General features: G+C 65.5%; 19 protein-coding genes. 10 read left to right on the top strand and 9 right to left on the bottom strand.

Annotated features, from left to right (window positions below; genetic code table 11):
• Nucleotides 1-37 precede the first annotated feature (37 nt).
• The gene (locus tag E1832_RS15445) at nucleotides 38-1,630 is read right to left on the bottom strand and encodes an ABC transporter substrate-binding protein (protein ID WP_133360668.1); all 1,593 of its coding nucleotides are present in this window, start codon (nucleotides 1,628-1,630) and stop codon (nucleotides 38-40) included.
• A gap of 658 nt (nucleotides 1,631-2,288) precedes the next feature.
• Here E1832_RS15445 and E1832_RS15440 point away from each other — a divergent pair.
• On the top strand, nucleotides 2,289-3,278 hold the full coding sequence (locus E1832_RS15440; protein WP_133360667.1) for an NAD(P)H-dependent flavin oxidoreductase: 990 nt from the start codon (nucleotides 2,289-2,291) through the stop codon (nucleotides 3,276-3,278).
• 218 nt (nucleotides 3,279-3,496) lie between these two features.
• Here the strand turns inward: E1832_RS15440 and E1832_RS15435 are convergent, their stop codons facing one another.
• On the bottom strand, nucleotides 3,497-5,152 hold the full coding sequence (locus E1832_RS15435) for an AMP-binding protein (RefSeq protein WP_133360666.1): 1,656 nt from the start codon (nucleotides 5,150-5,152) through the stop codon (nucleotides 3,497-3,499).
• Between the two features lie 119 nt (nucleotides 5,153-5,271).
• Nucleotides 5,272-6,531: a urate hydroxylase PuuD gene (locus E1832_RS15430; RefSeq protein WP_133360665.1), complete on the bottom strand. Its 1,260-nt coding sequence runs from the start codon at nucleotides 6,529-6,531 to the stop codon at nucleotides 5,272-5,274.
• A gap of 107 nt (nucleotides 6,532-6,638) precedes the next feature.
• Here E1832_RS15430 and E1832_RS15425 point away from each other — a divergent pair, with 107 nt between their 5' ends.
• Nucleotides 6,639-7,541, top strand: a complete 903-nt coding sequence (locus E1832_RS15425; RefSeq protein WP_133360664.1) for a LysR family transcriptional regulator — start codon at nucleotides 6,639-6,641, stop codon at nucleotides 7,539-7,541.
• Nucleotides 7,542-7,556: 15 nt separating this feature from the next.
• On the opposite strand, the gene uraH is transcribed toward E1832_RS15425, so the two are convergent.
• A complete protein-coding gene (uraH, locus tag E1832_RS15420; RefSeq protein WP_133360663.1) occupies nucleotides 7,557-7,910 on the bottom strand; it encodes a hydroxyisourate hydrolase in 354 nt (117 codons plus the stop codon).
• Nucleotides 7,911-8,059: 149 nt separating this feature from the next.
• Here uraH and puuE point away from each other — a divergent pair, with 149 nt between their 5' ends.
• From puuE to E1832_RS15405, 3 genes are all read left to right on the top strand, one after another.
• Complete coding sequence (gene puuE, locus E1832_RS15415; protein WP_133360662.1) at nucleotides 8,060-9,475, top strand: allantoinase PuuE; 1,416 nt, start codon at nucleotides 8,060-8,062, stop codon at nucleotides 9,473-9,475.
• 154 nt (nucleotides 9,476-9,629) lie between these two features.
• Nucleotides 9,630-10,127, top strand: a complete 498-nt coding sequence (locus E1832_RS15410; RefSeq protein ID WP_133360661.1) for an ureidoglycolate lyase — start codon at nucleotides 9,630-9,632, stop codon at nucleotides 10,125-10,127.
• A 63-nt stretch (nucleotides 10,128-10,190) separates the two neighbouring features.
• The gene (locus E1832_RS15405) at nucleotides 10,191-11,648 is read left to right on the top strand and encodes a uracil-xanthine permease family protein (protein ID WP_133360660.1); all 1,458 of its coding nucleotides are present in this window, start codon (nucleotides 10,191-10,193) and stop codon (nucleotides 11,646-11,648) included.
• A gap of 279 nt (nucleotides 11,649-11,927) precedes the next feature.
• Here E1832_RS15405 and E1832_RS15400 read toward each other — a convergent pair whose 3' ends face one another.
• The 5 genes from E1832_RS15400 to E1832_RS15380 form a co-directional block, all read right to left on the bottom strand.
• A complete protein-coding gene (locus E1832_RS15400) occupies nucleotides 11,928-12,746 on the bottom strand; it encodes a bifunctional allantoicase/(S)-ureidoglycine aminohydrolase (RefSeq protein WP_133360659.1) in 819 nt (272 codons plus the stop codon).
• Nucleotides 12,747-12,876: 130 nt separating this feature from the next.
• On the bottom strand, nucleotides 12,877-13,305 hold the full coding sequence (locus tag E1832_RS15395; protein ID WP_133360658.1) for a universal stress protein: 429 nt from the start codon (nucleotides 13,303-13,305) through the stop codon (nucleotides 12,877-12,879).
• Nucleotides 13,302-15,902: a TRAP transporter permease gene (locus tag E1832_RS15390; RefSeq protein ID WP_133360657.1), complete on the bottom strand. Its 2,601-nt coding sequence runs from the start codon at nucleotides 15,900-15,902 to the stop codon at nucleotides 13,302-13,304. The genes E1832_RS15395 and E1832_RS15390 overlap by 4 nt, the downstream gene beginning before the upstream one ends.
• A gap of 94 nt (nucleotides 15,903-15,996) precedes the next feature.
• Nucleotides 15,997-16,968, bottom strand: coding sequence for a TAXI family TRAP transporter solute-binding subunit (locus tag E1832_RS15385; RefSeq protein ID WP_133360656.1), 972 nt, complete (start codon nucleotides 16,966-16,968; stop codon nucleotides 15,997-15,999).
• 116 nt (nucleotides 16,969-17,084) lie between these two features.
• The gene (locus E1832_RS15380) at nucleotides 17,085-17,972 is read right to left on the bottom strand and encodes a MurR/RpiR family transcriptional regulator (RefSeq protein WP_133360655.1); all 888 of its coding nucleotides are present in this window, start codon (nucleotides 17,970-17,972) and stop codon (nucleotides 17,085-17,087) included.
• A gap of 129 nt (nucleotides 17,973-18,101) precedes the next feature.
• Between E1832_RS15380 and E1832_RS15375 the strand changes: the two genes are divergently transcribed.
• The 5 genes from E1832_RS15375 to E1832_RS15355 all read left to right on the top strand — a co-directional run bounded on the left by E1832_RS15375 (nucleotide 18,102) and on the right by E1832_RS15355 (nucleotide 25,514).
• Nucleotides 18,102-20,513, top strand: a complete 2,412-nt coding sequence (locus tag E1832_RS15375) for a GcvT family protein (protein WP_133360654.1) — start codon at nucleotides 18,102-18,104, stop codon at nucleotides 20,511-20,513.
• A 4-nt stretch (nucleotides 20,514-20,517) separates the two neighbouring features.
• Nucleotides 20,518-21,273, top strand: a complete 756-nt coding sequence (locus E1832_RS15370) for a beta-keto acid cleavage family enzyme (protein WP_133360653.1) — start codon at nucleotides 20,518-20,520, stop codon at nucleotides 21,271-21,273.
• Nucleotides 21,270-22,604: an aspartate aminotransferase family protein gene (locus tag E1832_RS15365; RefSeq protein ID WP_133360652.1), complete on the top strand. Its 1,335-nt coding sequence runs from the start codon at nucleotides 21,270-21,272 to the stop codon at nucleotides 22,602-22,604. The genes E1832_RS15370 and E1832_RS15365 overlap by 4 nt, the downstream gene beginning before the upstream one ends.
• 229 nt (nucleotides 22,605-22,833) lie before the next feature.
• The gene (locus E1832_RS15360; RefSeq protein ID WP_133360651.1) at nucleotides 22,834-23,334 is read left to right on the top strand and encodes a DUF2946 family protein; all 501 of its coding nucleotides are present in this window, start codon (nucleotides 22,834-22,836) and stop codon (nucleotides 23,332-23,334) included.
• 23 nt (nucleotides 23,335-23,357) lie between these two features.
• Entirely contained in the window at nucleotides 23,358-25,514 is a 2,157-nt protein-coding gene (locus tag E1832_RS15355; protein ID WP_133360722.1) for a NosR/NirI family protein, read from the top strand.
• Nucleotides 25,515-25,517: the final 3 nt, after the last annotated feature.

Here is a 25,517-nt window from a genome sequence, read left to right as displayed (position 1 = left end):
GGCGCGCATGGCGCCGCCCCCGGCGTAGGGTCGGCGGTTACTGCGCCAGTCCGACCTGATTGAAGATGTGACCGCCCAGCGGGTGGACCACATAGCCTTCGACCTCGGGACGCATGGTCATGAACACGACCGAATGCGCGATGGTCGCCCAGGGCGCCTGCTCCTTGAACAGGTTCTGCGCCTCTTCATAAAGCGCTGCGCGCTCCTGCTGGGTCGGCAGAACCTTGGCCTTCTGGATCAGGTCGTCGAAGGGCTGATAGCACCACTGCGCGCGGTTCGATGCGCCGACACCGTCACAGCCCAGCAGCACGGCGAGGAAGTTGTCCGGGTCGCCGTTGTCGCCGGTCCAGCCCAACAGAACGGCACCGTCACGGTCAAGCGCCTTGGACCGGTCCAGATACTCGCCCCATTCGTAAGAGACGATCTCGACCTTGACACCGACCTTGGCAAAGTCTTCCTGCATCAGTTCGGCCATGCGGCGGGCGTTGGGGTTGTAAGGGCGCTGCACCGGCATCGCCCAGATCTTCATGGTCAGATCGCTCACACCCTCGTCTTCCAGCATCTTCCTGGCCGCTTCGGGATCGTAGGCATCGTCCTGGATGGCCTCGTTATAGGACCACATGGTCGGCGGGATCGGGTTCTTGGCGATCTGGCCGGAACCCTGGAACACCACGTCGATGATCGCCTGCTTGTCGATCGCCATGTTCAGGGCCTTGCGGACCTTCGGGTTGTCATAGGGCGCGACCTTGGTGTTATAGGCCAGGTAGCCCACGTTCAGACCTTCCTGCTCCATGACGACGATGCTCGGATCGTCCTTCATCGCCTGCACGTCGGCGGGGTTCGGATAGGCCATGACATGACACTCGCCGGCCTGCACCTTCTGATAGCGGACCGAGGCGTCGGGCGTGATCGCGAAGATCAGCGACTCGACCTTGGCCTTGTCGCCCCAGTACTCGTCGTTGCGAAGATAGCGGATCACCGCGTCCTTCTGATAGACTTGGAACACAAAGGGACCGGTGCCGATCGGCGCCTGGTTCAGCATTTCCGGGGTGCCGGCCTGCATCATCGCGTCGGCGTATTCCTTGCTCACGATCGAGGCGAAATCCATTGCCATGTTGGCGATGAACGGGGCCTCGGGCCGCGTCAGGTGGAACACGACGGTATAGTCGTCGACCTTCTCGATGCTTTCGACCAGCTCCGGCATGGACATGCCGGCATAGTATTCCCAGGTGCCGCCGGAAACCTGATTGTAGGGGTTTTCGGGGTTGCCCTGGCGATCAAAGGAAAAGATCACGTCGTCAGCGTTGAAGTCGCGGGTCGGGGTGAACTGGTCATTCGCATGGAATTTGACGCCCTTGCGAAGCTTGAAGGTGACGGTCTTGCCGTCCTCCGAGATGTCCCAGCTTTCAGCAAGGCCCGGAACCACCTCGGTGGTGCCGACCTTGAACTCGGCCAGGTGGTCATAGATCGGATGGCTGGAGGCATCGAAGGTGGTGCCGGCGGTATAGAGCGCCGGATCGAACCCTTCGGGCGAGCCTTCGGAGCAATAGACCAGCGATTGGGCGGCGGCGGTCGAAGCCCCGATCGCGGCCAACAGGAGCCCTGTTGCAATTGTTGTTTTTAAGGACATGATTTCGATTATCTCCTCTTTTTCATTTTCGTGGTAATAGGCTGCCGGCAACGCGCGTTCGCGGTCGACTGTCCCGCCGGATACGCAACGCAGACGTGTGCATCACCTTTTCACCGTCTCGGAACGGGAATGAAAATCCCTTACGTGGCGGAAACGAATTTCCCTTGCAGGACATCCCCGTTGTCCGGGCGCAGAATTCAGCCCCCTTTTAATTTTTCGGGACGTACGTTGAATGCCCGCCCTTGGCTGTGTCCCGTCGTCGAACGCGGCGTCGATCTGTGATCGGTGATTTTCCGGTTGGTTTCAGCGACCCACGGTCGGGAACGGTCAAGCAGTATGGATGCTAGCAGCCCGGATTGATCTGACAAGGCCAAATGCGCCTTTTTGACGCAGGGCAAGGACGCCCGATGTCGCAAACGGCGGCCACCACGTCGCAAACCGGGACGGTCCCGATGTAACCGGCAGACAGGGGCCAGACCCGGCCGTGCGGGCCGCGCGACGGGCGGGGATCAGAGGCGCCCGAACGGGGCGCCGGCGACTCGGGGCTTAACCCGGCGTCACGTCACGTCGCGCTTGCCTCGGCGCCGGACGGTGCCCGACAAACGCCGCAGGTTCTGACCCGCCCCTTCGGGGCCGTGAAATGCAAAGGATGCCCGCGATGACGATGCCCCCGGCCCTGTCCAGCCTGCGCCTGCCGATGATCGGCAGCCCGCTGTTCATCATCTCCAACCCCGATCTGGTGATCGCCCAGTGCAAGGCGGGGATCGTCGGCGCGTTCCCGGCGCTGAACGCGCGCGAAAAGGCGGGCGAGCCGGTCGAGCTCGAACGCTGGCTGACCCGCATCACCGAAGAACTGGACCGCCACAACCAGGCCAACCCCGACCGCCCCGCCGCCCCCTTCGCGGTCAACCAGATCGTGCACCGCTCCAACACGCGGCTCGAGCGGGATGTGGAGATCTGCGTCAAATACAAGGTGCCGGTCTGGATCACCTCGCTGGGGGCGCAGACCTGGGTCAACGATGCGGCGCATTCAGTGGGCGGGATCACCCTGCACGACGTGATCAACAACCGGTTTGCGAAAAAGGCGGTGGAAAAAGGCGCCGACGGGCTGATCGCGGTGGCCGCCGGCGCCGGCGGCCATGCCGGCGCGCTGTCGCCCTTCGCGCTGGTGCAGGAGATCCGCGAGTGGTTCGATGGCGCCCTGTTCCTGTCCGGCGCCATCGGGCGCGGCGACAGCATCCTTGCGGCGCAGGCGATGGGGGCGGACGGCGGCTATGTCGGCTCGGCTTTCATCGCGACGCAGGAGGCGAACGCCGAAGCGCGTTACAAACAGATGATCGTCGAGGGCGGGGCCGATGACATCGTCTATTCCGACCTCTTTACCGGGGTCTGGGGCAACTATCTGAAACCCTCGATCGCCGCTGCGGGGATGGACCCGGACAGGCTGGAACGCTCCGACCCGTCCAGGATGGATTTCGGCGAGAACCGCGAAAAACCCAAGAGCTGGAAAGAGATCTGGGGATCGGGCCAGGGCATCGGCGCGGTGCGCGAGGTGGTGCCGGCCGCGCAATTGGTGGACCGGTTCGAGCGGGAATACCTCGCCGCGCAGGACCGGCTCGCCAAGACGCTGGGCTGGACGCGCGGGTAAGCGGCGAGCAAAGCCCCCTGCGCGGAATCAAGCCCGAAGGGCGCCGCGCAAGCGCCGGACCGTCCCGTCGCACCGAAGGTGCGCCGTCTATTCGTCGGCACGCCTATGGCGTGACGGTCTGGCGCTTGGTCGACGTAAGCGCGCCGATCAGCCGTCGCTGCGCCAGCCCCCGGTCCAGCGCTTGCGCGGCTTGCTCTGTTGGTCGGGCGCGCTCAACCTCACGCCACCTCGACCTCGGCCCGCACCTCCGCCCGCAGCGCCTTGCGGTCCAGCTTGCCCACCGACGTCTTCGGCAGCGCCTCGCGGAACTCCAGCGCGCGCGGGATCTCGTGCCGCCCCAGCTTGTCGGCCAGAAACGCCTGCAACGCCTCCAGCGTGAACGTCTCCGCCCCCGGATTCAGCACCACGAAGACCTTGGCGCTTTCGCCGCGATATTCATCCGGCACCCCGATCGCCATCGCCTCGGACACCCCCGGATAGCGGTGCACCGCATCCTCGATCATCACCGGATAGACGTTGAAGCCGCCCGACAGGATCATGTCCTTTTTCCGGTCCACCAGATAAAGGAACCCGTCCGCGTCCATATGGCCAATGTCGCCGGTCAGGAACCAGCCGTCATGGAACGCCGCCGCCGTCTCCTCCGGCCGGTTCCAATAGGCGCTGGTAACATTGGGCCCCCGGATCGCCATCTCGCCGTCCTCGCCATAGGGCAACTCCCGGCCCGGATCGGCGGTATCGACGATCTTGATCTCCAGCCCCGGCAGCGGGATGCCAATGGTGCCGAGCTTGTCGTCCGGCAGCCCCGCCGGCACGTTGGAGCCCGCCGGCGATGTCTCGGTCATTCCCCAGCCGCCGCGCAGCTTCAGGCCCGTCAACTGGCAGACCCGCTGATAGACCTCAACGGGAAGCGGCGCGCCACCCGATCCGATGAATTCCAGCGAGCTGAGGTCACGCTTTTCGACCCCCGGCTGGCGCAGGATCGCGATCCACATGGTCGGCACGCCGGAGAGGATGTTGATCCCATGCGTCTCGATATCGTCGAGCGCCCTGGCGGCGTCGAAGCGCGGCCGCAGATGCAGCGTCAGCCCGTCGGCAAAACCGCGCAACAACTGGGTGGAGAGCCCGAGAATGTGGAACACCGGCGCATAGAGCAGCGTATGCTTGCCCGGCTGGCGTACCACCTCGCCGGTCAGATATTCGCGGTAGATATTCACCGAGGCCGCAATATTGGCATGCGTCAGCACCGCCGCCTTGGGCCGGCCGGTGGTGCCGCCGGTATATTGCAACAACGCGATATCCTGAGGGTCCACCGCCACCGGCGCCCAGTCCGCGCCTTCCTGCCCGGCCCAGAACGCCGCCACCGGGATCGCGCCGTCCGAAACGGCATCCTCCGCCCCATCGGGGCATTGCACCACCGGCGGGATTTTCCCATGCGAGGCCGCCCGCATCAGCGGGGCGGAAAATTCCGGCCGGGCCAGCGACACCACCAGCTTTGCGTCGCTGTCGGCCAGCTTGTGGGCGATCTCCTCCGGGGCATCGAGCGGGCTCAGATGGGTGACCACGAGGCCCGCCGTCATCGCGGCAAAGAAGAATACCGGATGCCAGGGACAATTGGGCAGATGCAGCGCCAGCCGGTCGCCAGGATTCAGGCCAAACGCCCGCAGCGCCGCCGCCCCGCGCGCGGCGAGGGCCTGCATTTCGGCATAGGTGATCTCTTCGCCCGGGTATTCGATCAGCACCCTGGGCCCATGGGCGGCAAAGGCCTCGGCCATCATCCCGGTGAGCGTGGTGTCGGGCGGCACGTAATCGGGCCGCACCCCGGGGTTATAGAATGCATGCCACGGCCGTGTGCCGGGCTTGGGCAAAACTGTCATTCAAGGCTCCTCCCTCGGACGCAGAGTGGAGCGGCGGGGCGGAACGGTCCAGACTTTCCTTGCGTGACACTCGGACGGCCACCCTTTGCCGGCGGGCGCTGCCCCCCCTCGGGCCGGCCTCAGTTCGCCGCCAGCCGCAGCGGCAGGTTGCGCGCCGCGCCGGTATACCATGCGACGATCTTCGCCCGCTCCTGCGGTTCCATCCAGCTGACGTTCGCGGGCGGCATCGCGTGGCTGGCCCCGGCCTGAAGATAGATCTGCCGCGCCGCCGCCGCGATCTCGGGCCGGGTCTCCAGCAGCACGTTCTTGGGCGCGCGATGGATGCCGTCCCAGCCCGGCTCGCGCGCGTGGCACATCGAACAGCGGCCCATCACGATATCGGTGACCTCGTCAAATCCCTCGGCCCCGGCGAACACCGCCTCGGCCGGCGTCAGCGCGCGCGCCTCGCTCTCCTCGTAGCTTTGCTGCTGCAGCGGCGCGGTGGACAGCCACATGATGGCGATGAACAGAATCGCCGTCGCCACCCAGGTCCAGGTCGGGTTCCCGGCGCGCGCGTGGCGGGTGTTGAAGTAATGCCGGATGGTCACCCCCATCAGGAACACCAGCGCGGCGATGATCCAGTTATACTCGGTCGCAAAGGCCAGCGGGTAGTGGTTCGACAGCATCAGAAACACCACCGGCAGGGTGAGGTAGTTGTTGTGGGTCGAGCGCAGCTTGGCGATCTTGCCGTATTTCGCATCCGGCGTGCGCCCGGCCTTTAGGTCGGCGACCACGATCTTCTGGTTGGGGATGATGATGAAAAACACATTGGCGGTCATGATCGTCGCGGTGAAGGCGCCCAGATGCAGCATCATCGCCCGGCCGGTGAAAACCTGGGTATAGCCCCAGCCCATCGCCACCAGCAGCACGAACAGCAGCACCATCAGCAGCGTCGGCCGCTCGCCCAGCCCCGACTTGCAGAGGAAATCGTAGATCAGCCAGCCCACCGTCAGCGAGGCCGCCGAAATCGCGATGCCCTGCCACAGCGTCAGATCGGCCTTGTTCGCATCGATCAGATAAAGCTCGCCGCCCGCCCAGTAGACGATCATCAGCATCGCCGCACCGGTCAGCCAGGTCGAATAGCTCTCCCATTTGAACCAGGTCAGATGCTCGGGCATATGCTCGGGCGCCACCAGATATTTCCGGATGTGGTAAAAGCCGCCGCCATGCACCTGCCATTCCTCGCCATGGGCGCCCACCGGCAGATGCGGCGCCTTGCGCAACCCGAGGTCCAGAGCGATGAAATAGAAGGACGAGCCGATCCAGGCGATCGCGGTGATCACATGCAGCCAGCGCACCGCAAATCCCAGCCAGTCCCAGATGATCGCCAAATCCTGCATCTGTCCCTCCTATGGGCGGTTTGCCCCCGTGCTAGCCTATTCCCGTATTGTCATGTATCCGGGGAAAGCGCCAAGATGCTTCAAATAAAAACGAAGAATGAGCCCCTATGGCCTATCTCGACAACATCCAAACCTTCGTCCGTGTCTATGAATTGGGCAATATGTCCGCCGCCGCGCGCGATCAGAGGATTTCCGCCGCCGTCGCCTCGGCGCGGATTTCCCAGCTCGAAGAGCATCTGAACGTCCGGCTGTTCCAGCGCACCACGCGCACGCTGAACCCCACCGAACAGGGCCATATGTTCTATCGCGGCGCCTGCAAGATTCTCGAAGCGGTGGATGCGGCCGAGGCCGAAATCAGCAATGTCACCATGACGCCGCGCGGATCGCTGTTCATCGCCGCGCCGCTGGGGCTGGGCCGGCGACTGATCGCCCCTGCCGTGCCGGCGTTCAAGGAGCAATATCCGCTGATCGACATCCGGCTGCGGTTGTCGGACCGCAAGCTCGATCTGGCGGCCGAGGGGCTCGACCTCGCCTTTTTCCTCGGCATCCCGGAGGATTCGAACCTGCGTATTCGCAAGATCGCCGATTGTCCCCGTGTGCTCTGCGCCGCGCCCTCTTACATCGCCCGTCGCGGCATGCCCGACAGCGGCGAGGCGCTGGTGCGCGACAAGCACGATTGCCTGAACCTGCGCTATCCCGGCGCGCCGGAATTCCAGTGGCCGCTGCAAACGCCGGACGGGGTGCGGCGGTTCTCGGTACATGGCCCGTTCGAATCCGATGATGGCGACGTTCTAACCGGCTGGGCGCTGGAGGGGCACGGGATCATCCTGAAACCCGTCTTCGAGGTGGCGGATTTCCTGAAATCGGGCGCGCTGGTGCCGGTCGTCCCCGACGAACCGCCTGTACCGATCCAGCTGGCCTGTCTCTACATGCACCGCCGGCGGCAGGATCCCAAGACCCGGCTGCTGATAGATTTCATGGCCGAACGCATCCAGGCGGCGCTGAAATAACCCGCCGATGGGCGCTCAGCTGCCCCGATAGGTCGAATAGCCGAAGGGCGACAGCAGCAGCGGCACGTGATAGTGGCTCGCCTCCCCCATGCCGAAGCGCAGCGGGATCAGGTCGAGAAACCGGGGCGGCTCCTGCGCCGGGCCGGTCTCGTCGAGATAGGCGCCGGCGTGGAACACCAGCTCGTAAGTGCCCACCTTGAACTCTGCCGCGGGCAGGATCTGTTCGTCGGTGCGCCCGTCGTCATTGGTGGTGAGGGTGCGCAGGTGAATGCGCGCCTCGCCCTCGATCCGGAAAAGCTCGATCTTCAGCCCGGCCGCGGGACATCCGCGCGCGGTGTCCAGAACATGGGTCGTCAAATACCCGGCCATCATCGCCCCCTTTGGCTGTCTGCCCGTTTTCTACGCGCACAGTCATCTTGCCGCACCCTGAATTTGGCTACAACTCCTTCAAAAAATACAGGAAACTGCGCGCTATTGTAATGTTCTACAAGGCAGACCAACAGCAGGAGCCCACAGGAATGACACGCTACCTCCGCGATATGCGCGGTCATGGCGCCACCCCGCCCGATCCGAAATGGCCCGGCGACGCCAGGATCGCCGTGCAGTTCGTGCTGAATTACGAGGAGGGCGGCGAGAACAGCATCCTGCATGGCGATGCCGCCTCCGAGGCGTTCCTGTCGGACATCGCCGGCGCCGCGCCGTGGCCGGGCCAGCGGCACTGGAACATGGAATCGATTTACGAATACGGGGCGCGCGCCGGGTTCTGGCGGCTGCACCGGCTGTTCACCGGCGCGGGCATCCCGGTGACGGTCTATGGCGTGGCCACCGCGCTGGCGCGCAGCCCCGAACAGGTGGCGGCGATGAAATCGGCGGGGTGGGAGATCGCCAGCCACGGGCTGAAATGGGTCGAGCACAGGAACATGCCCGAGGAGGAGGAGCGCGCGGCGATCGCCGAGGCGATCCGCCTGCATACCGAGGTCGTGGGGACGCGCCCGCTGGGCTGGTACACCGGCCGCTGCAGCGCCAATACCGTGCGGCTGGTCGGGCAAGAAGGCGGCTTTGCCTATGTCTCCGACACCTATGACGACGACCTGCCTTATTGGCTGGAGCTGGGCGATCATGACCAGTTGATCATCCCCTACACGCTGGAAACCAACGACATGCGCTTCGCCACTGCGCCGGGTTACATCACCGGCGAGCAGTTCTTTACCTATCTGCGCGACGCCTTCGACGTGCTCTATGCCGAGGGGCAGGCGGGCGCGCCGAAAATGATGTCGGTCGGGCTGCATTGCCGTCTGATCGGGCGGCCGGGCAAGCTGGCCGGGCTGAAACGTTTTCTCGACTATATCGGCGAGTTCGAGGATGTCTGGTGCCCGCGCCGCATCGACATCGCCCGGCACTGGGCCGAAACCCACCCGCACCGGCGCTGGGATCGGCCCAGCCGGATGGATCACGCCGCATTCGTCGCCAAATTCGGCGGCATCTTCGAGCATTCCCCCTGGATCGCAGACCGCGCCTTCGCGCTGGAGCTGGGCCCGGCCCATGACGGTGCGGTCGGTCTGCACAGCGCACTCTGCCGCGCCTTCCGCAGCGCCAGCGCGGAGGAGCGTCTGGGCGTGCTGCGCGCGCACCCCGATCTGGCGGGCAAACTGGCCCAGGCCGGGCGGCTGACCGCCGATTCCACCGCCGAACAGGCCGGCGCCGGGCTGGACATGCTGACCGACGCCGAGCGCGAGGATTTCACCCGCCTCAATACCGCCTATGTGGACAAGCACGGCTTTCCCTTCATCATCGCGGTGCGCGACAACACCAAGGCGTCGATCCGCGCCGCGTTCGAACGTCGGCTACAGAGCAACACCGATACCGAGCTCGAGGAGGCCTGCAACCAGGTCGAGCGCATCGCCGAGCTGCGGCTGCAGGACATTCTGCCGTGAGCGGCGGGATTGAAGGCAGGCCGGGGATTATGGAATTCCCGGATCGCTTGCGATCCGGGATGCGCCCGCCCGCCCCCCAGGCGGGCGCATTCGCGCCCACCACGGGCGGTCGCATCCCTCCTGTGGTGTTTACGACCGCCGAAAGAACACGGCCATGACCAAGATCACCACCGAACCCCTCACCGCCGCGGGTTTCGCCCCATTTGGCGATGTGATCGCGCTGAAGGACGCACCGGACAAGATCATCAATCAGGGCCTCTGCGGGCGCCATCACGATCTGGCGCGGCTCGATTTTTGCGATGGCCGCGCCGGCATCAGCCTGTTCGAGGCCGCGCCGCGCGCCCTGCCTTATCGGTTGGAGATGATGGAGCGGCACCCGCTGGGCAGCCAGGCCTTCATTCCGCTCAATCCGGCATCGTTCCTGGTCATTGTGGCAGAAGATGCGGGCGGCGCACCGGCGGTGCCGCGCGCCTTCTTGACCGCGCCCGGGCAGGGGATCAACCTGCTTCGCAACACCTGGCACGGAGTTCTCACACCGCTTTCGGCGCCCGGCCTGTTCGCGGTGATCGACCGGATCGGGCCGTCCGATGGTCCGGGTGACAACCTCGAGGAACACTGGTTCGACGCGCCCTATGAGGTGACGCCGGGCTGACACGACCTGTCCGCCGGCCCGGAAAAACAACAACGCCGGCGGACCAACACGGAGGGACAGACCATGACCAGATCATCCATCGGCAGCCCCGAGCAGCTGCGCGACCCGAACTATACCCCGCCGCTGGCGGTGGCGGTGCCGCTGGGCATCCAGCACGTGCTGGCGATGTTCGTCAGCAACGTGACCCCGGCGATCATCGTCGCAGGCGCCGCCGGATTCGGGTTCGGCTCCAATTCGCCCGATTTTCCCCAGCTTTTGTACATGATCCAGATGTCGATGCTGTTCGCCGGTGTCGCCACCCTGTTGCAGACCATCACCATCGGCCCGGTCGGCGCCGCGCTGCCGATCGTGCAGGGCACCTCGTTCGCCTTTCTGCCGATCATGATCCCGCTGGTCGCGGGCAAGGGCGTCGATGCGCTGGCGGCGCTGTTCGGCGGGGTGTTGATCGGCGGTCTGTTCCATGCCAGCCTCGGCCTGGTCATCGGGCGCATCCGCTTTGCCCTGCCGCCGCTGGTCACCGGGCTTGTGGTCACCATGATCGGGCTGGCGCTGGTCAAGGTGGGCATCGAATACGCCGCCGGGGGCGTGCCGGCCAAGGCCAGCGGCGCCGAGAGTTATGGCGGGCTGATGAGCTGGTCGGCGGCGCTGGTGGTGATCCTGGTGACGCTGGTGCTGAAATTCTTCGCCCGTGGCATGCTGTCGATCTCCGCCGTACTGGTGGGCATCGCTGTGGGCTATGTCTATGCGCTGGCGGTGGGGATGCTCACCTTCGACGCCATCGCCACGAGCTGGGCGCGCTCGGCCGGTTTCGCCCTGCCGCAACCGTTCAAATACGGGTTCGAATTCTCCTTTGCCGCCGTCATCGGGTTCTGCCTGATGGCCTTCGTCTCGGCGGTCGAGACCGTGGGCGACGTCAGCGGCATCACCAAGGGCGGCGCCGGGCGCGAGGTCACCGACAAGGAGATTCAGGGCGCCACCTTTGCCGACGGCTTCGGCACCGCCGTGGCCGGGATCTTCGGCGGGCTGCCCAATACCTCGTTTTCCCAGAACGTCGGGCTGATCGCCATGACCGGGGTGATGAGCCGCCATGTGGTGACCATCGGCGCGGTCTTTCTGATCGTCTGCGGGTTGATCCCCAAGGTCGGCGGTGTGATCCGCACCATCCCGATCGAGGTTCTGGGCGGCGGCGTGATCGTGATGTTCGGCATGGTGGTTGCCGCCGGCATCTCGATGCTGTCGGATGTGGACTGGAACCGGCGCAACATGGTGATCTTTGCCGTGGCGCTGTCGGTGGGTCTGGGCCTGCAGCTCGAGGTGATGAACGTGCCGCCGGGCGCGCCCAACGCGCTGCAACACCTGCCCGACACGCTGCGCATCCTCGGCGCCTCGGGGATTCTGCCCGCCGCTCTGATCGCCATCGTGCTGAATCTGGTGCTGCCGGCGCATCTGTCCGACGAGTCGACCGAAGAGGTCGCCGGCGGCATGGCCGGGCATGGCAAAGGGTCGATGCCGGGAGAGTAATCGCCCGAACGAACCGACGACAAAGCGGCGCCCGTCATCGCAGAGATGGCGGGCGTTGTTTCTAGGGGAACACCCTCCCCTCCGTTCAAAAGCAAGACGGGCAGCGCCCGACCTGGTGGGCGTTTTTGGCGGAACGGTGAAGCTGGGCAGCAGTGCCTCATAACCTCCGAACGTCCCGCCATCGCAACACCTAAAAGCACCCGCCGGGGAGAGGGCGGGCGCTGCCCGGGCTTGCGCCCGGGCGAGCGGTTTGGACAATGGTTTAGATCGGCAAACGCCTTACAACGGCATATGCCGGTTCACATCCTTGTAGAGCAGATAGCGGAACTTGCCCGGCCCGCCGGCATAGCAGGCCTGCGGGCAAAACGCGCGCAGCCACATGAAATCGCCAGCCTCGACCTCGACCCAGTCCTGGTTCAGCCGATAAACCGCCTTGCCCGCCAGCACATAAAGCCCGTGCTCCATCACATGGGTTTCGGCAAAGGGGATCACCGCGCCGGGCTCGAAGGTGACGATGTTCACGTGCATGTCATGGCGCAGATCGGCCGGATCGACAAACCGCGTGGTCGCCCATTTGCCCTCGGTTCCCGGCATCGGGGTGGGCGCGACATCCCTCTCGTTGGTGACAAAGGGTTCCGGGGCGGCCAGCCCCTCCACCGGCTTGTAGGCCTTGCGCACCCAATGGAACTGCACCGGCGCATCGCCATGGTTGCACAGCGCCCAGGCGGTCCCGGCGGGAATATAGGCATAGCCGCCCGGCCCCATCTCATGGGTTTCGCCCGCCAGCGTCAGGCTCATCCGCCCGGCGACCACGAACAAAACCGCCTGCGCCGCCGGGTCCGTCTCGGGCCGCTCGCTGCCGCCGCCCGGCGCCAGCTCTGCGATATATTGCGAAAAGGTCTCGGCAAAACCGGACAGCGGCCGCGCCATGACCCAGAACCGCGCGCCCTCCCAGAACGGCAGCAGACTGGTGACGATATCGCTGAAACAGCCCTTGGGTATCACCGCATAGGCCTCGGTGAACATCGCGCGGTCGGTCAGGATCTGCGTTTGCGGCGGCAAACCGCCGGTCGGGGCGTAATAGGCGCTCTCGCTCATCTGGGACAATCCGTAAATGGGTCAGGGTCACGCCATCAAAGCGGCAAGCGGCGGGGATTTCCAACCGCTTTCGCTATTGGCTGAGGCAGAAGGACTGGCCGGGAAATCCTGATAATCCGCCGACCCGCCTCTAATCCCGCACGATCAAAACCGACACATCCGCATGGCGCGCCACCCGGGCCGAGTTCGGCCCCTGCACCCGGTCCGCCAGATCGGGCTTGTGCGCGCCCATCACCACCAGATCCGCCTCGGAGCGTTTGATCGCGTCGAGGATCTGCTCATAGACAGTGCCCACCTCGACGATATGCTGCACATGACCATGGTCAGGCAGCACCTCGTCGACAAAGGCGTGCAGCTGGCGGCTGGCGTCCTCGACCGCCTGTCGCATCGTCCCCTCCTTGAAATAGGATCCGACGATCGACATGCCGTAGTCGGGCACCACCGTCACCACGCTGAGCGATGCGCCATGGAATTCCGCCAGATCGGCGGCGCGTTTCAACAAAGCCTTCTCGCTTTCGCCCTGGGTCAGATCGACGGCGCAGAGTACATGTTTTGTCATGCCGGTGCTCCCTCCGGTTGGCGCCGTTTGCGGCGCAGTTGCAGCAGGGCGACCAGGCCCAGAAGCAGCAGGGCCGGGAGATAGAAGACCTCCTTGAACACCCTGTCGGACGCGACCTCCAGCTCCACCAGCTCCCAGTCGAAATCAATGCCCAGCTGTTCCGACGGGCCGCCGAAATTCAGGTTGTCGACGAAAAGCCGGCCGTCCTCCTCGCGGAACTCCACCCCTGCCCCGTCGAACAGCCGCGTCGGCCCATCCGTCCCGGCCGGCCCCAGTGGCAGCAGATAACGCGCGTCGATCGGATCGCCCATCAGGCTTTCGCCCACCAGCCGCACCCGCAGCGAGGCATCGTCGGGTGCCGCCCCGGCCCGCTCAAAGAGCTCTGCCGCCGGCCGCGCCTCGAACTCGGGCTGGATCATGTCGAGGAAAAACCCCGGACGGAACAGGGTGAAGGCGACCAGCAGTAGAATCGCGCTCTCCCACAGTCTGGAGCGCACGAGGAAGAAATTCATCGTCCCGGCGGCGAACAGCAGCATCGCAACCATCGCCACCAAAAAGACGAACACCGCCTGCACCGGTCCGACATTGATCAGCAACAGATCGGTGTTGAAGATGAACAGGAACGGCAACAGCGCGGTGCGGATCGAATAGAAAAACGCCTGGAACCCGGTGCGCAACGGATCCCCGCGCGAGATTGCGGCGGCGGCGAAACTGGCCAGCCCCACGGGGGGCGTCACATCCGCCATGATCCCGAAGTAGAAGACGAACATATGCACCGCCACCAGCGGCACGATCAGCCCGTTCTGCGCGCCCAGTTCGACCACCACGCCCGCCATAAGCGAGCTGACCACGATGTAATTCGCCGTGGTCGGCAGCCCCATGCCCAGCACGATCGAGATCAGCGCGACGAAGAACAGCATCGCCAGCAGGTTGCCGCCCGACAGAAACTCGACGAACTCGGCCATCACCTGGCCGATACCGGTCAGGGTGACCGCGCCGACGATGATGCCCGCGACGCCCATTGCCGCGGCCAGCCCGATCATGTTGCGGGCGCCGACGATCAGCCCCTCGGCGATATCGGCAAGGCCTTCGCGGATATGGCGTGCAAACTCGCCCTCGCCGCGAAAAAACGCCTTGAGCGGGTTCTGGGTGGCCAGGATCACCAGCATGAACACCGTCGACCAGAACGCCGAGAGTCCCGGCGATTTGCGTTCGATCATCAGCAGATACATCAGCAGCAGGATCGGCAGCAGGTAATGAATGCCGGTCTTGAAGATCTCGCGCGTCGGCGGCAGATGCTGCATCGACTCGACGCTCACCTCCAGATCCGGTCCCCTGGCGGCGAACCTGACGGCGGCGACATAGGCCAGCCCCATCATCGCCACCAGCACCCAGGTCGAGGCCGCGCCCACCGCCGCCTCCACCGCGTCGACCACCACGCCGCACAGGAACAGCGTGCCGCCCCCGATCACGATGGAGATCGCGATGATGAAGATCGCGCCCAGCATGAACTTGACCGGATGCATCCGGCTGGTGCCGGGCATGTTCATCTTCAGCGCCTCAAGGTGCACGATATAGATCAGCGCTATGTAAGAGATCGCGGCGGGCACGATGGCGGTCTTGACCACCTCGACATAGGAAATGCCGACGTATTCGGTCATCAGGAACGCGACCGCCCCCATCACCGGCGGCGTCAGCACCCCGTTGATCGACGAGGAAACCTCGATCGCGCCCGCCTTGTAGGAGGGGAAGCCCACCTTTTTCATCAGCGGAATGGTAAAGGTGCCGGTGGTCACCACATTGGCGATGGACGAGCCCGAGATCAGCCCGGTCGCGGCCGAGGCGATCACCGCGGCCTTGGCCGGCCCGCCGCGCAGATGGCCCAGCGTCGCAAAGGCGAGTTTCAGGAAATAATTGCCCGCGCCGGCCTGGTTCAGCAACGAGCCGAACAGCACGAAGAGAAAGACAAAGCCCGAGGAAACCCCCAGCGCCACGCCGAACACCCCCTCGGTGGTCAGCCACATGTGGCTCATCGCCTTCTCGAACGACGCGCCCTTCCACTGCACCATTTCCGGCAGGCCGGACCAGCTGCCGAAGAACACGTAGGCGAGGAAGAACAGCGCCACCCCCATCAGCGGGATGCCGAGCGACCGCCGCGCCGCCTCCAGCAACAGCACGATGCCGATCCCGGCGATCGCCAGATCGGTGGTGTTCGGAACGCCGGTGCGGTTGGCCACGCCCCGGTAATCCCACCACAGGTAAGAGGCGGCAATCGCCCCGACGATGGCTATGATCCAGGTCAGGACCGGGATGTGATGGCGCGGGCTGGACTTGAACCCCGGAAAGGCCAGAAAGGCGAGCAGGACCGCGAACCCCAGGTGGATTGCCCGCGTCTGGGTGTCATTCCATACCCCGAACTTCAGAATGAAGGGCAGCGGCGAGGCGATCCAGAGCTGATAAAGCGACCAGACCAGCGGGATATACCACAGCGCGCTGCGCCCCAATCCATCCTTCGGGATCCGTCCGCCAGTGTCGGAATCGGCGATGAAATCCTCAAGTTCGGTCTCGGCGGAGGTACCACCTTCGCGCTGCGCCATGCGTTATCCCCGTCTTGTCTTGCTTTTGTAATGGAAAACCCTCCGGCGCGCCCGGGCGCCGGAGGGGTCATTGCATCACGTCTGGCGGGCCGGATTATTTCCAGCCGCGCTCCTTGTAGTATTTCTCCGCCCCCGGATGCAGCGGCGCGCTCAGGCCGTCCCTGATCATCTCGGTCTCCTTCAGGCGGGCAAAGGCCGGGTGCAGCTTCTTGAAGTCCTCGAAATTGTCGAAGACCGCGGACACCACCGCATAGACCACCTCGTCGGGCGTATTGGCCGAGGTCACAAAGGTCGCCTTGGGGCCCCAGCTGGGGATGTCGTCGGCGTTGCCCGGATACATGCCGCCCGGGATGGTTGCGGCGGCATAGGCGGAATTGTCCGCCAGCAGCTTGTCGATGTTCGCACCGTCCAGTGAGATGATCTTCACCTCGCAGGACGATGTGGCCTCCTGGCTCGATCCGTTGGGCAGACCAGCGGCCCAGATGGTGGCGTCGATCTTGCCATCGCAGAGCGCGGCGGACTGTTCCGACGACTTCAGCTCGGCGGCCAGCGCGAAATCGTCCGGGCTGATGCCGGCATACTTCATCAGCGTCTCGGCCAGGACCCGGGTGCCGGAGCCGGGGTTGGCAATGTTGACCTTCTTGCCCTTCAGATCCTCGACGCTGTTGATGCCGGCATCGGCGCGGGCCATCAGGTGCATCGGCTCGGGATGGACCGAGAACAGCGCGCGCAGGTCCGGATAGGGGCCGTCATCCTTGAACGCGCCGGTGCCGTCCAGACCGGCCTTTTGCACATCGGACTGCACCACGCCGAAATCCAGCTCGCCCTGGCGGATGGTTCGGGTGTTGTAGACAGAGCCACCGGTCGATTCGACCGAACAGCGGATGCCATGCTCCTTGCGGCCCTTGTTCACCAGCCGGCAGATCGCCCCGCCGGTGGGGTAATACACGCCCGTCACGCCGCCGGTGCCGATGGTGATAAACTGCTGATCCTGCGCCGAGGCCGCGCCGGCCATCCCGAAGGTGACGGCGGCTGCGAACCCCATGAGGGTGGTTTTGACATTCATATGGACGTCTCCCGATTACAATTCCCCGCCCGGCCGTTGAACCGGCCTGGGTCGATTTGATTTTTCGCTTACACCCCTTAAAAGTCGCCAAAGTTTTTTTCGTTGTCACCTAAAAACTAAAGTTTTTTCTGCGCGATCCAGTATGCGTTGTTGTCCTTCCGCAATTCCTCGTAGGAATTGATTCGCTTCCGCGCGTCCGCGCCGCTGCGGCTGACCAGAAGGGCGAGCAGATTCTCGATAATTCCCATCGCCCCGGTGTAGCATCCGAAATGATGGGTGCTGACCGTCGACGCGACCAGCGCCGCCTCCAGCGGAAACTCGGACGAGATTACTTCTGAGTCCGAGATCATGATCAGCTTTACCCCCCGCGCATGGGCAAAGCGGCAGGCCTCGATGGTCTCGCGCGAATAGGGTTTGAACGAGATGGCGATCATCACGTCCCCCTCGCCGGCGGTGTTCAGGTCGTCGATCGCGCTGTTGATATGGCGAGGCACAAGCTGAAGCGTCGGCAGCGCCATCCGGCCCACATAGTGGAAGTAATAGGCCAGCGCATAGCTGGCCCGCACCGCCGTCAGATAGACGTTCCGCGCCCCCAGCAGCAGATCGACCACGCGCTCCATTTCTCCCGAAGTCTGCCGCTCCAGCGACCGCTGCACGATTGCCATTGTGTTGAGCGCCGCCTCGGCCTGGACCTGCCCCAGCTCGCCGCGCTGGCGCATGCTGTCGATCCAGTCGGGCTGCTCCTCCAGCGCGGTTGCCGACACCAGCGCATGGCGGAACGGTTCGCGCAGCTCGTCATAGCTGTCGAACCCCATGCGGCCCGCCATGCGCACCAGGGTATAGGTGCTGACCCCGCATTTCCGGGCGGTCTCGCGAATCGGATCCAGCCCGAAATCGGACGGATGGTCGACAATGTACTTGGCCACCGTCTTCAGTCGTGGCGACAGATCTGGAATCGCCTCCTTCAGGGCTGAAATCGTTCGGGTTTTCAGGGTCGGATCCATGGGCGCTGTCCTTTGCGAAACCAGCCGAAAGGATAACATTTGGTATTTTGTGTGTCGATTGACTGAAATTGTATTTCAGTCATCATTTCACCGCGACGCGATCACCTTCACCGGAACATCGGTAACACAATGACCTCTTCCCGCTCCTCCTCCCCCCTGCCCTCCCACGCCTCGGTGGTCGTTATCGGCGGCGGCATCATGGGTTGCTCGACGCTCTATCACCTGGCCCAGATGGGGGTCGGCGATGCCATCCTGCTGGAACGCAACGCGCTGACCTCGGGCACCACCTGGCATTCGGCGGCCCAGGTGCGCGCCCTGCGCCACAGCCGCAACCTGACGCGGATGATCCGCTATTCGGTCGATCTCTACAGCCGGCTGGAACAGGAGACCGGGCAATCGGTGGGCTGGATACAAAAGGGCTCGCTCTCCATCGCCACCACCCCGGACCGCATGACCCATATCCAAAGGCAGGAGGCGCTGGCACACGCCTATGGCATCGAGGCCCACTCGATCGGCGCGCAAGAGGCGCAGGAGCGCTGGCCGCTGATGAATGCCGAGGATGTGCTCGGCGCGGTGTGGTCGCCCGAGGACGGCCGTGTCAGCCCCTCGGATGTCTGCGCCGCGCTGGTCAAGGGCGCGCGCGCCATGGGCGCCAGCATCTTTGAACGCACCGGCGTCATCGGCATCCTGACCGAGAACGGCCGGGTGCGCGGGGTCGAGACCACGCAAGGCACCGTGATGTGCGACGCCATCGCCCTTTGCGCCGGGCTGTGGTCGCGCGAGGTCGGCGCGATGGCGGGCGCCGAGGTGCCGGCGCTGGCCTGCGAACATTTCTACCTGCTGACCAAGCCGGTCGACGGCATCGACGGCAACATGCCGACGCTCTCCGACCATGACAGCCACCTTTATATCCGCGACGACAGCGGCGGGTTGCTGGTGGGCTGTTTCGAACCGATGGGCAAGCCCATCGCGCCCGGCGTGCTGGACGAAACCTTCGAATTCGGCCTGCTGCCCGAGGATTGGGACCATTTCGAGCCGATGATGCTGAACGCGCTGCACCGCCTGCCGGCGCTGGAGACGGCGGAAGTGAAGATGCTGCTGAACGGGCCGGAAAGCTTTACCCCCGACGGCAGTTTCATGCTGGGCGAGACGGCGGAAACGCGCGGGCTGTTCCTGGGCTGCGGCATGAACTCGGTCGGCATCGCCTCGGGCGGCGGCGCGGGGATGAACCTGGCCCATTGCATCGTGCACGGGCACACCGCCTATGACCTCGGCGAGGCCGACGCCAAACGCTTCGCGCCCGTGTTTAACTCGGCCGAGCATCTGATCGCCCGCGCGCCCGAGATCCTGGGCACCCATTACGAGATCGCCTATCCGGGGCGGCAACTCAGCACCGCGCGCGATTTGCGCCGCCTGCCGCTCGACGCCGAGTACCGCGCCGCAAGGGCGCATATGGGCCAGGTCTATGGCTGGGAACGCCCGCTTTATTTCAACAAGACCGAAGAGCCGCGCCCAAGCTTCGCCCGCCCCGACTGGTTCGAAAACACCCGGGCCGAGGTCACCGCCGCGCATGAGCGCGCCGCGCTCTTCGATGCCTCCCCCTTCGGCAAGATCGAGGTCAAGGGACCGGACGCCGAGGCGTTCCTACTGCACACCTGCGCGGGCTTCATGGGGCGCCCCCCCGGATCGGTGATCTATACCGCCGTGCTGAATGCGCGCGGCACCTTCGAATCCGATCTCACCGCCCAGCGCATCGCGCCCGATCATTATCGCCTGTTCACCGGCACCAACGCGATCGCGCGCGACCTGGCCTGGTTCCGCCGTCATGCCGAGGGATACGACGTCACCCTCACCGACAGCACCGAAGATTACGCGGTGCTCGGCCTGATGGGTCCGGATGCCGCCCGGATCGCCGTTGAAATCGGCGCGCCGGAACTGAACGGCATCGGCTATTTCAAACAGGGCGAGGCCCAGATCGCCAGCCATCACGTGCGCGCGGCGCGGCTGTCCTATGTCGGCGAGGCGGGCTGGGAGATCACCTGCCGGGCCGAGAACGCACCGGCGATTTACGCCGCGCTGACCGCCGCCGGGGCGACCCCGGCCGGGCTCTACGCCCAGACCTCCATGCGTATCGAAAAGGGGTTCTGCGCCATGGGCCACGAGTTGGACAGCGACGTCACCCCGATCGCCGCGGGGCTGGATTTCGCCACCCGCAAGAAGGGCGGGTTCATCGGCGCCGGGGCGTTGGCCCAGGCCCGCGACAAGGGCGCCGCAACGCGCGTCGTCTCGCTCCGTTTCGACGATCAAGACGCCGTACCGCTTGGACATGAGCCGATCTTGCTCGACGGCCGGGTCATCGGGCAGACCACCTCCTGCGCCTTCGGGTACCGCGTGGGCCGCCCGGTCGCGCTTGCCTTCGTCTCCGGGGATCGGCCCGCCCCCGGCACCCGCGTAAAGGTCGATATCGCCCGCTCCCCGCAGGACGCCTTTGTGGTACACGGGGCCCTCTACGACCCCGCAGGGTCGCGGATGAAGGGATAGCGCAATGACCAGACCTCTTATCATGGTGGCCCCCAACGGCGCCCGGCGCGGCAAGGCGGACCACCCGGCCCTGCCGGTCACGATCGCCGAGACCGTGGAAACCGCCGCCGCCTGCCTTGCGGCCGGGGCAGCCGCGCTGCACCTGCACATCCGCGACGATGCGGGCCGCCATTCCCTCGACCCCGGGCGCTATGGCGAGGCGCTGGCCGAACTGGCCCGCGCGGTGCCGGACATGCGGGTGCAGATCACCACCGAATCCGCCGGGATCTTTGAGGTGCCCGACCAGCTCGATTGCCTCGCGCGGCTGAAACCCGGCTGGGCCAGTGTCTCGGTGCGCGAAATCGCCCGCGCGCCCGAGCTTGCCGCGCGGGTCTACGGCACCTGCGCCGACAACGGCACCGAGGTGCAGCACATTCTCTATGACCCGGAGGATGCCGCCCTCCTCGCCCGCTGGCAGGCGCAGGGCATCGTCCGGCCCGGGCAGGACAGCACGATCCTGGTGCTGGGCCGCTATGCCACCGGGCAAAAGGCGACACCGGATGACCTCGCCCCGCTGCTGGCGGCGAAACCGCCGGGGCGCTGGATGCTCTGCGCCTTCGGTCCGGCCGAACATGCCTGCCTGCTGCAGGCCGCCCGGCGCGGCGGCGACCTGCGCGTCGGCTTTGAAAACAACCTGCATCGCGCCGACGGAACCCTGCTGCACGACAATGCCGAATCGGTCGCCCACCTCGTCGATGAGTTGAAAAGGATTGCGGTATGAGCCACATCTTTCCCCGTCACTGCCACGCCACGCCCCCCACCGCCAGCCATGGCGAAGGGTGCTTTCTGATCGATACAGACGGCAAACGCTACTTCGACGGGTCGGGCGGCGCCGCCGTCTCCTGCCTCGGCCATTCCAACGACCGGGTGCGGCGGGCGATCAAGGATCAGGTCGACCAGCTCGCCTTTGCGCATACCGGCTTCTTCACCTCGGACCCGGCCGAACAGCTCGCCGATCTGCTGATCGCCAATGCGCCGGGCGACCTCGACCGGGTCTATCTGGTCTCCGGCGGTTCCGAGGCCACCGAATCCGCGATCAAGCTTGCGCGCCAGTATTTCACCGAGCGGGGAGAGCCGCAGCGCCGCCACCTGATCGCCCGGCGGCAAAGCTATCACGGCAACACGCTGGGCGCGCTCTCGGCCGGCGGCAACGCCTGGCGGCGGGCGCAATTCGCGCCGCTGCTGATCGAGGTCAGCCATATCGCGCCCTGCTATGATTACATGGGCCGCGCCGAGGGCGAGAGCCCGGAGGCCTACGGCCAACGCGCCGCGCAGGAACTGGAGGACGAGATTCTGCGCCTCGGCCCCGACACCGTCATGGCCTTCATGGCCGAGCCGGTGGTGGGCGCGACCATGGGCGCGGTGCCCGCCGCGCCGGGCTATTTCAACCGCATCCGCGAGATCTGCGATCGCTACGGCGTGCTGCTGATCCTCGACGAGGTGATGTGCGGCATGGGCCGGACCGGCCATCTCTTCGCCTGCGAGGCCGAAACGGTTGTTCCCGATATCCTCTGCATCGCCAAGGGGCTTGGCGCCGGCTACCAGCCCATCGGCGCGATGCTCTGCACCCGCGCGATCTATGACACCATCGCCGGGGGCACCGGGTTCTTCCAGCACGGCCATACCTATCTGGGCCACCCGGTCGCCGCCGCCGCCGGTCTCGCCGTGCTGCGCGAGCTGCTCGACAACGACCTGGTGGCACAGGTGCGCGCGCGCGGCGCCTATCTGGAACAGCGGCTGCACGAGCGGTTCGCCCAGCATCCCCATGTCGGCGACATCCGCGGGCGTGGGCTGTTCTGGGGGATGGAGTTCGTCGCCGACCGCGACAGCAAAACCCCCTTCGACCCGCGCCTGGGACTTGCGGGCAGGCTGAAGAAGGCCGCCTTTGCCGAGGGGCTGATCTGTTATCCGATGTCCGGCACCCGCGACGGACAGCTGGGCGATCACGTCTTGCTGGCGCCGCCCTTCATCGCCACCGAAGCGGAACTCGACGGCGCGATCGACACGCTGTCCCGGGCGTTGGACAAGGTGATGGCCGACCTTCCCACCTGACACCGCCAGCGTGTCCCGGCGACCCGCTCCGCACCGACGGATGCGGCCCGCGGACGGCTCAGGGACGGCCCGCGCGCGCAGGCGAGTCGCAAAATTCAGGCGGCTCGCGCCGGGGCGAGTCAATCGGAATAGATAAAAATAAACGGTTTGAAATGTTTGACTTTAGTCAAGTCCTTGCCCCTCACTGGGACATAGACTCAACTCAGATTCAATGACCGTTGTATAAATTATGTGCACCCAGATCCCGAATCCGGTCCTCGTGTCCGCCACAGCGCCCCGGCGCCGGCGCGATGCTCGTCCGGTGGCGGCGCTGCTGGGGGTTGTCGCACTGATTCTGCAACTGCTGGCGCCGGGTCTGGCGCGGGCATCGCAAACCGACTGGATGGAGATCTGCTCCGAACAAGGCGTCGTGGTTGTGCCGATGGACATCGGCGGCGGTCAGGATCGCCCGCAGCCGGCCACCCCCGGGGGCAGCTGTGACTGCTGCGGCTTTTGCGTAACCTGCGGCGGCGCGCTTGCGGCGATCCCGCCCTATCCGGTCTCGGTCGCCACCCCGCACGGGCTGCCCCGCACCGCAATCCGACCCGAGGCGCAAACCGACCACGCCACACCGCGCGCGGTCTGGCCCAGCCCGCGCGGCCCCCCGCCCGCGCCCGAGAACCCGACCGACCGCGCCCCGGTCGCGTCCAAAGCGTCAATCCTGAACAAAGGAGGTGCGCTGTGGACGTAAAGCGCGCGATCTCTACCTGGCTGATGGCCCTGGCCCTGATCCTTGCCCCGATCCTCGCCGCCCCGGCCCGGGCCGACAGCCTGGCCAGTTTCCTTCCCGATATTTCCCCCTCCGACCTGGTTCCCGGCGCCGATGGATTCGGCCCGATCCGCACGGACGTGCCGGTTGCACCGGTACTGAAGGGCGGCGAAACCGCCGCCTGGGCGTTCCTGACATCGGATTTCGTCGGCACCACCGGGTATTCCGGCAAACCGATCCATGTGGTGGCCGCGATCAATGCCGACGCGGTGATGACCGGCGTCAAGCTGGTCAAGCATTCCGAACCGATCGTGCTCGTGGGCATTCCCAATTCCAAGATGATCCGGCTGACCGAGGGTTATGCCGGGCTGGACCTGAAGGCCGAGGCCGCCGCCGGCGGCGAGGCGCATGATCTGGACATCATCTCGGGCGCGACGGTGACGATCATGGTGATCGACGACAGCATCGTGCGCGGCGGGCTGAAGGTGGCGCGCGCGCTGGGGCTGGGCGGGCTGTCGCCGGCCCGGCCAAGCGGCCCCCCGCGCGAGATCGACATGAGCCAGACTGCGGTGAAAGACTGGATCACGCTGGCGGGCGACGGATCGGTGCGGCGGCTGACGCTGGACGTAGGGCAGATCAACGCCGCCTTCGAGGCCAGCGGCGACGCGCGCGCCATCGGCCGGCCGGCACCGGGCAAGGCGTCGGCAACCTTCATCGACATGCAGCTGGCGCTGGTCTCGGTCCCAACCATCGGGCGCAGCCTGCTGGGCGAGGCCGAGTATCAGAACCTGACCCAGGCACTGGAGCCGGGCGAACAGGCAATCCTGGTGATGGGGCGCGGGCGCTACAGCTTCAAGGGGTCGGGCTATGTGCGCGGCGGCATCTTCGACCGAATCCAGCTGATCCAGGGCGATCAGTCGGTGCGGTTCGTCGACCGCCAGCACAAGCGGATCGGCGCGCTGGCCGCCGCCGACGCCCCCGAATTCACCGAACTGGACCTGTTCCGGATCCCCGCCGACGCCGGGTTCGATCCGGCGGCGCCGTTCCGGCTGCAACTGCTGGTGCAGCGCGCGGTCGGCGCGGTCCAGAAAAGCTATCTGACCTTCGACCTCGGCTATCGCCTGCCTGAGCGCTATCTGCTGCCGGCGGCGCCGGCGCCCGAACTGGTCAGCGATACCACCGGCGAAGAGGCCGCCAAGACCGCCCTTTGGCAGCGCATCTGGAAGGATCGCACCGGCCAGATCGCCGGGCTGGCCGCGATGCTGCTGGTGCTGACCGGGGTGTTCTTCTTTCAGTTCCAGGCGACCGCGAACGAGCGGGTGTTCTACTGGTTCCGGATCGGCTTTCTCACCGTGTCGCTGGTGTTCCTGGGCTGGTACGCCAACGCGCAGCTGAGCGTGGTCAACCTGATGGCGCTGGCCGGGACGCTGCGCAGCGGCTTCACCTGGGATGCCTTCCTGCTGGATCCGCTGGTGTTCATCCAGTGGTTCGCGGTGGCCGCCGCGCTGATCTTCTGGGGCCGGGGCGCCTATTGCGGCTGGCTGTGCCCGTTCGGCGCCCTGCAAGAGCTGGTCAACCAGATCGGTCGCGCCCTGCGCCTGCCGCAATGGACGTTGCCCTGGGGCCTGCACGAACGGCTTTGGCCGGTCAAATACATGATCTTTCTGGGGCTGTTCGGCCTGTCGATGATCTCGATCCCGATGGCCGAAACCTATGCCGAGATCGAACCGTTCAAGACCGCGATCATCCTGAAATTCATGCGCGACTGGCCCTTCGTGGTGTTCGCGCTGGTGCTGCTGGGTCTGGGTCTGTTCGTCGAGCGGTTCTATTGCCGCTACCTTTGCCCGCTGGGTGCGGCGCTGGCGATCCCGGCGCGCATGCGCATGTTCGACTGGCTGCGCCGCTACAAGGAATGCGGCAACCCATGCCAGACCTGCGCCAACGAATGCCCGGTGCAGGCGATCCACCCGACCGGCGAGATCAACCCGAACGAATGCATCGACTGCCTGCACTGCCAGGTTCTCTATCAGTCGGAAAACAAATGCCCGGTGGTGATCAAGCGGATCAAGCGCCGTGCCAAGGTTGGGTCGGCCGATCTGCAAATGCCGATCGGCGATCCGCCTGCCAACCACCCCAACGCCAAACCGAAAACCGTTTCCTGAAAG

Source organism: Antarcticimicrobium luteum (genome assembly GCF_004358185.1).
Classification (GTDB): Bacteria; Pseudomonadota; Alphaproteobacteria; order Rhodobacterales; family Rhodobacteraceae; genus Antarcticimicrobium; species Antarcticimicrobium luteum.
The sequence above is the reverse complement of the archived record's forward strand: the minus strand, read 5'-3'. Positions and strand labels throughout refer to the sequence as shown.